This is a genomic window from Rhizobium sp. L9 (assembly GCF_002531885.1).
GTDB lineage: Bacteria > Pseudomonadota > Alphaproteobacteria > Rhizobiales > Rhizobiaceae > Rhizobium.
Map to the genome: position 1 here is coordinate 1 of NZ_NWSZ01000061.1, position 6,876 is coordinate 6,876.

At 60.2% G+C, this 6,876-nt stretch carries 5 protein-coding genes, 1 tRNA gene and 1 pseudogene; 4 read left to right on the top strand and 3 right to left on the bottom strand.

Annotated elements, in window-relative coordinates:
* Nucleotides 1-122 precede the first annotated feature (122 nt).
* Nucleotides 123-1,343: a phosphate regulon sensor histidine kinase PhoR gene (gene phoR, locus CO660_RS31915; RefSeq protein ID WP_097601847.1), complete on the bottom strand. Its 1,221-nt coding sequence runs from the start codon at nt 1,341-1,343 to the stop codon at nt 123-125.
* A 240-nt stretch (nt 1,344-1,583) separates the two neighbouring features.
* On the opposite strand from phoR, the gene ppk2 reads away from it, so the two are divergent.
* Nucleotides 1,584-2,465, top strand: a complete 882-nt coding sequence (ppk2, locus tag CO660_RS31920; protein WP_097601840.1) for a polyphosphate kinase 2 — start codon at nt 1,584-1,586, stop codon at nt 2,463-2,465.
* A 24-nt stretch (nt 2,466-2,489) separates the two neighbouring features.
* Here the strand turns inward: ppk2 and CO660_RS31925 are convergent, their stop codons facing one another.
* Nucleotides 2,490-3,683, bottom strand: coding sequence for a regulator (locus CO660_RS31925; protein ID WP_097601841.1), 1,194 nt, complete (start codon nt 3,681-3,683; stop codon nt 2,490-2,492).
* Between the two features lie 287 nt (nt 3,684-3,970).
* Between CO660_RS31925 and CO660_RS31930 the strand changes: the two genes are divergently transcribed.
* Complete coding sequence (locus CO660_RS31930) at nt 3,971-4,930, top strand: nitronate monooxygenase family protein (RefSeq protein WP_097601843.1); 960 nt, start codon at nt 3,971-3,973, stop codon at nt 4,928-4,930.
* Nucleotides 4,931-5,048: 118 nt separating this feature from the next.
* Nucleotides 5,049-5,124 (top strand) — tRNA-Thr (locus CO660_RS31935).
* Nucleotides 5,125-5,243: 119 nt separating this feature from the next.
* Here CO660_RS31935 and CO660_RS33055 read toward each other — a convergent pair.
* Complete coding sequence (locus tag CO660_RS33055; RefSeq protein ID WP_141504965.1) at nt 5,244-5,474, bottom strand: hypothetical protein; 231 nt, start codon at nt 5,472-5,474, stop codon at nt 5,244-5,246.
* Nucleotides 5,475-6,763: 1,289 nt separating this feature from the next.
* Here CO660_RS33055 and CO660_RS34220 point away from each other — a divergent pair.
* Nucleotides 6,764-6,876, top strand: a pseudogene (locus tag CO660_RS34220) (histidine kinase); the annotation flags it as partial.

The following is a 6,876-nucleotide window of genomic DNA, read 5'->3' on the forward strand; positions in this document are numbered from 1 at the left end:
CCTCTCCGTCCCCCACCCAGTTTTCACAGGGCACGTCCCCTCGCCCCGTTTACGGGGAGAGGGTTAGGGTGAGGGGCAGCGTCCGCGGTACGCATCGCTTATCGCTCGCGTCGCGTACCACGCTAGAACCGCACCGTAAAATCGGTGCCCTTGCCTACCTCGGACTTGACGATCAGCCGGGCGCGGTGGCGGGTGAGGATATGTTTGACGATGGCAAGGCCGAGGCCGGTGCCTTTCTTCGAGCGGCTGTCCTCGATGCTGACGCGGTAGAAGCGCTCCGTCAGACGCGGCACGTGCTCGGCCGGGATGCCCGGACCCTTGTCGATGATGCTGACCTCCACCGGGGCGCCGGCGCCGTTCTTCAGCCAGACGTCGACGATCTTGCCTTCCTGACCATATTTGCAGGCATTCTCGATCAGGTTCTCGAAGACCTGGACAAGCTCGTCGCGATCCCCCAGCACCTCCACCTGGCCGTCGGGCAGATGCAGGTTGATGTCGACGCCGACATCCCTGGCGAGCGGCACCAGCGAGTCGCGGACATGGCCGAGCAGCGGCACAAGGTCAACCTTCTCGTCCGGCGCGATGTGCGATTTCAACTCCAGGCGGGAGAGCGACAACAGATCATCGACCAGCCTGCTCATGCGCGTCGCTTGATCGAGCATGATGCCCAGAAACTGCGCCTGCGCCTTCTGATCGTTCTTCGCCGGCCCCTGAATGGTTTCGATGAAGCCGCGCAATGAAGCAAGCGGCGTGCGCAGCTCATGGCTGGCATTGGCGACGAAATCCGACCGCATGCGGTCGATGCGGCGGACCTCAGATATATCGCGGAAGGACAGGATGAAAAACCGCTCCCGCTGGCCCTCGGCCTGGAATTCGACAGGCGCGCTGCGGACGATATAGACGCGCTCGGACGGCAGCCGCTCGGCATGCTCGATCTGGTTCGGCGCGTTGGTGGCGATAGTCTCGCGCACCATGTCGAGCACGCCGGGCGAGCGCAGCCGGGCCGATATATGCGCGCCGAGCGCCACCTCACCGAAGGCCTTTTCGGCGGCAGGGTTCTGGAACAGCACCGAGGCGTCGTCCGACAGCACCATGGCGGGAATATCGAGCCCGGCAAGTGTGGCGGAAACGTCAGGCAGGCGGCTTGGCGGTACTTGCGGCTCCGCTGCCGCCGGCTCGACGGGTTCCGCCTTGACGACAGGCGCCTCCTTGAACAGCGCGGTCAAGATCATGACGAGCAGGAGAGCGAGCACCACCCACTTGTTCATCCCGGCGGCAAGGGCGGCAAGCGCGCTGAGGATGGCCGCAAGCAGCACCGGACGTTCGCGCCGGATGCGCGCCAGCAGGCTTTTTCTCCAGGGGGTTTCGTCTTGCAAGTGGGCCTCGAGGCGTCGATTCGTTTTCTCTATATTGAACTCTGCCTGATAGCGGCAATTCATGACAGAAGTTTTCGGCTGGCGCCGGTCAAGCGAAAGACTTCAGCGCAGGCTCGGGAAAAATCACCGGCCAAACGCGAAAGATTTGATTTTCAACGGCAAATATGTTCGCCTACGGCAAGAGGACCACCAGCGCAGGAGGAGCATATGGGCGAGACTGTCGAAAGCAGGGCGGTGGAGCTCGATATCCGCGGCAAGAAACGCATCTTCGACGTCGATGATCCGGTCCTGCCGGACTGGGTGGAGGAAAACGCCCTCGAGTCCGGCGGGTTTCCCTACAAGAAGAAACTCAACGAGGAGGACTATCTGGAGCAGCTGGAAAAACTGCAGGCGGAACTCGTCAAGGTGCAGTTCTGGCTTCAGGCGACCGGCAAGCGGGTGATGGCGCTGTTCGAGGGGCGCGACGCGGCCGGCAAGGGCGGCGCCATTTCGGCCTCGTCGGCGCATATGAACCCGCGCCTTGCGCGCGTCGTCGCGCTCGCCAAGCCGACCGAGCGCGAGCAGGGGCAATGGTATTTCCAGCGTTATGTCGCGCAATTCCCGACCGCAGGCGAATTCGTGCTGTTCGACCGCTCCTGGTACAACCGCGCCGGCGTCGAACCGGTCATGGGCTTCTGCACGCCGCAGCAATATGAAGGTTTCCTCAAGCAGGCGCCGCAGCTCGAAAAGATCATTGCCCATGAGGGTATCTTCTTCTTCAAGTTTTATCTCGATATCGGCCGGGAGATGCAGCTCAAGCGTTTCCATGATCGCAGGCACGATCCGCTGAAAGTCTGGAAGCTGTCATCGATGGATGTCGCGGCGCTGACGAAATGGGGCGATTACAGCGAAAAGCGCGACCGCATGCTCAAGGAAACCCATACTGATTTCGCGCCATGGACCGTCATCCGCGCCAATGACAAGCGGCGTGCGCGTCTGCAGCTCATTCGTCACATGCTCGACAGGATGGACTATGACGGCAAGGACAAAGCGGCACTCGGCGAGATCGACGAGGAGATCATCGGCTCCGGTCCCGGATTCCTGAAATAGGCCGCAGGCCGCTGGAAAGAGACGTCACTGCCCCGGCAGGATGCGGATCGCGAACAAGTTGATGCCGCGCGCCTTGCCGTCGAGATCGCTGTTGATGACAAGCGTACCGGGCGAATTCGGCGCCAGCGAGCGGTCGAAGCTCACCTGCAGCAGCGCATCCGACTTTTCGCGGGTGACGCTGAAGCGATGGCGGGCGCAATTGCCGAGCGACTGGAAATTGCATTCGACCGTCACCTGGGTCGGCTCATCGCTGGTCGATTGCAGCGTCAGCGCGATGGTTGAGGATTTGCCGGCGAGCTGCTGCAGTACAGAGGCGGGAACACTGACCGAAATATTACCGTCAGCCGCACCGCTTTCGGAAATCAGGCGCACGGCCGGCCCGTCATTCTCAGTGATCTTTTCGGTGCGCGCCCGCGGGCCGCTTTTGATCTTGTCGACCTCGTCCGGCTTGAACACCGGGATCCAATCGGCCGAAAAACTATTCTGCGGATCGATGGTCACCGGCTGATCGGTGTGGGCGGCCGCATTATCGGCGCTGTCGTCATTGCCGGTGAAATCCTCCGGCTGGGTGCTGGCCGGCGGATTGGCGACGCTGGTGTCGCGCTCGGCCGCCGTCAGGAGCAGGCCCGACGTATAGGCCCACCAGGCGCCGATGCCGATGAAGGCGAGCAGCACACACCAGACGAGAAGCCTCGAGAAGAACTTGCGAGGCTTGCGGCGGCCGGCCGCCCGCTCCGGACGGAAATCCATGTTGGCGGCGCGCTGGCCGCGCGCGAGCCGCTCGTCGCCGACCGGGGCGGCGGAGAGGTGATCGGCATTGCTCGCATGCACATCGTCGAGCCTCGACTCGTCGCTGCGGTGCATGATCACTTCGGGCGCGCGGGTCTCGCCTGCCGCCACCGGGCTGTCGATCAGGCTGTCGATATCGGCCACATCGCCACGGCGAGCCGGCGGCATTTCGACGACGGGCGGCACCGGCACTTCAGGCGGTCTCTGGCGCGGGTGAAGCCGGTCGCGCTCCTCGCTTTCGATGGCGTGGATGGTGGTTTCCAGGCGATGGCGGTGATGGGCGACGGCATCGGCATCGGTGATATCCTGCTTGCGCAGGCCGGCTTCCAGCGCCTGGCGGGCCGATTGGTAGATCCTCGCTCGAACCTCCGGATTGTCGCGATCGGCATTTTCGAGCGCTGTTCTGATGGCCGTTTCTAATCCGCTCACGTCAAGTCCTTCACTTCGAACCCGGCATCGGACTGCCGTCCCCGCCGTTCTCCATCAAAATTCGGTAGCGGCAAGCGCGGCAAACCGCAAGCCTTGCAGCCCCGCCCGCCGCTGATCGGCGGCGATAATCGCCAGCTTTCGCGGCTCCCGGGGCTTACCTTGCCCGCCATCTCTGCCTGATATATCGGCGTGAAATCGACGAAGGCGTGGCGGCCGCTCTTTTATCGGCTTTTCTTCTCTGTTATGAGATTTGACGTTTTCGTAAACGTCAATGCGAGCGGTAAACCATGGCCCTGCCCCCGATCCTCAAGGATAAACTCAGATTGCCGGTGATCGGCTCGCCGCTCTTCATCATCTCGCATCCGGCACTGACCCTGGCGCAATGCAAGGCGGGCGTCGTCGGTGCCTTTCCGGCACTGAACGCCCGACCGGTAAGCCAGCTCGACGAATGGCTGGCCGAGATCACCGAGGAGCTCGCCCGCCACGATGCAGCCCATCCGCAACGGCCGGCCGCACCCTTTGCCGTCAACCAGATCGTCCACATGTCGAACAAGCGGCTGGAGCACGACCTTTCGCTCTGCGTCAAATACAAGGTGCCGATCGTCATCTCCTCGCTCGGCGCCGTGCCCGAGGTCAACGCCGCCGTGCATTCCTATGGCGGCATCGTGCTGCACGACATTATCAACAACCGCCACGCCCATTCGGCGATCCGCAAGGGCGCGGACGGGCTGATCGCGGTGGCTTCAGGCGCCGGCGGCCATGCCGGCACGCTGTCGCCCTTCGCGCTCGTCCAGGAAATCCGCGAATGGTTCGACGGGCCACTGCTGCTTGCCGGCGCGATCGCGACCGGCGGCGCCATTCTGGCCGCAGAAGCGATGGGCGCCGACATGGCCTATATCGGCTCGCCCTTCATCGCAACGCAAGAGGCGCGTGCCGCGCCCGCCTACAAGCAGGCGATCGTCGACGGGGCAGCCAACGACATCGTCTACTCCAACTATTTCACCGGCGTGCACGGCAACTATCTCAAACCCTCCATCATCGCCGCCGGCATGGACCCGGACAACCTGCCCGTCGCCGATCCCTCCAAGATGGATTTCGAGCAGGCGACCGGCGGCGCCAAGGCCTGGAAGGACATATGGGGCAGCGGCCAGGGCATCGGCGCGGTCAAGGCCGTGGAGCCGGTGGCCAAGCTCGTCGACCGGCTGGAGGCCGAATACAGGGCCGCCCGCGCCCGCCTCTCGCTCTGAGGGTCTTCCACACCCCGCCCTCTTTTTTGCCAAAGGCGTGACAGGGTGCTTGAAATCTTCAGACAATGCTTGTATCAGCGCCATGCAAATCGCAGGCCGCACTCTTCGGCCGCCAAATGCCGCTTTAGCTCAGTCGGTAGAGCACATCATTCGTAATGATGGGGTCACGTGTTCGAGTCACGTAAGCGGCACCATTTATCTGTACTAAGATGTTGATTGTGGAAATTCATTTCCCATTCCTAATGTACTAAATCCACCTGTCGACCATCGATGGGCCCGTTCAAACCTACTTCTCGACAATGTGGCTGCCGTTCTATCCGAGCACGCCATTGCGATGGCCGAAAACATCGCCGACATGGAAGATGACGACGTGTGAGACCGACGGTGGTGCATCTTGCCGCCAAGGCGGGGAACTCAAAATGAGAAAAGGGGTTGCGCCAAGCGCCTTTGGGGACAGGAGTATTTCTGAGATTTCGCCAAAGGTGAATAAAGCAAAGACGGTAAGCAACAAAGCAACGACAATGAGGATTTCAGTTTTTGTCATCGTTAATCATGTAGCCATCTGGTTACCGGCGACAATCGGACTTAGGTCTGGAAACGCCCCCCTTCATCGACGATTACTCAACCCCCAGTTCTGCATCATTCCAAGGCATAAACCGCCACCTCATCAGCAACATCCCTCAGCCCCTTATATGAGGGTGCCGCGGCAAGAAACTGCTCCGCGAGGGTTTGCCGGGACATGGCCGCCAAAGCGATCGAACGATTGGTGCGATTAGCCCGTGGTAAGATCATCCGTCCGGGATAACAGACGCGAAGGGAACCAACGCGACGGTCGCGCCGTCTTCCAATGCAATTTCGAAGCAGTCGGCGTCAATTGGTCGCTTTGCCAAGATGCCTTCGGCAAGCATCTCTCTAGCCGCCTCGACTGCCTGGTCGTAAGTTTCCGCAGCACTGGCGAACTCCAGGCCTTCTGTATCCAGATCCAGCTCCTCCCCTCGCCTTAAATGGAGTAGAACTTTTGCATGAGCCGCTCCTCGAAGCAGCCAAACGACGCTGTCTCTCCGAGGGTTACTGGGAGGCCGTCTGTGTCAAAGTGATCCGACGTGTTTTCGATTTCGATTTGATCGGAGGTCTAAACCCGGCGCATTGAGCGTAGCAGGCGTCGGACCGTACTTTGCACCCGTCGCCGCCATAGAGGCAGTTGTCTCGCAGTTTGGCGTCTTGAAGGGTAACGCATTGGTTGACGCAAGATTGGTTCAGGTTTTGACAGCTGGTTAATTCGTCAAGCGTGCAGCCAAACGTGTATCTAGTCGAGTAAATGCTAAGAATTCCAAGTATCAGTAGACGCATCATACTAAGCCAGCGGAATATTATATTCATATAATTATACAATTTATTCACACGCCAACAATAACAACTTATTATTAGTGTTTTATCTGATCTTATAGACAGAAGGTTATATTTGACGCGGGATGGAGAGCGGAGTTCCAAGCGGCGGTGAGCGATACGCCCAGACCTATGCTGACGGGTAGGCAAAGCGGTTTGGTGTGACCCCGGAATTCGCAACGATCGACTTGCAAACAAATTGGCAGAGATAGGATTGTCAGCTTCTTCTCCGGCTTCGATCGCTTCTTCGGTTCCGCACATTGCCTGTGTACGCTTCCGCGCTACATATTCGTTATGACGCCGCGAATGCTAGGCTCAGGCACCTGAGAGGCTGCTGTCTCCCGCCAGAACGGAGGAGACGTTATTGCTCTCGTCAGTGGCTCTATTGAACATCAGACTGGGGCGTAGACGAGTTTGGGTGATCGAGAAAAACGCGCTACTGCCCAGCTGGTACCGCCCGCTTATGATGCCGCAGCCTTTCTCGCGGCCATTATCGAATCGTCAGACGATGCCATTGTCAGCAAGAGCTTGTCCGGCATTGTCACGACATGGAACAAAGG

Excerpts from the sequence above, each read along its gene's own strand:
- CO660_RS31930 (WP_097601843.1), top strand. The coding sequence starts at position 3,971 with ATGGCCCTGCCCCCGATCCTCAAGGATAAACTCAGATTGCCGGTGATC.
- ppk2 (WP_097601840.1), top strand. The coding sequence starts at position 1,584 with ATGGGCGAGACTGTCGAAAGCAGGGCGGTGGAGCTCGATATCCGCGGC.
- CO660_RS33055 (WP_141504965.1), bottom strand. The coding sequence starts at position 5,474 with ATGACAAAAACTGAAATCCTCATTGTCGTTGCTTTGTTGCTTACCGTC.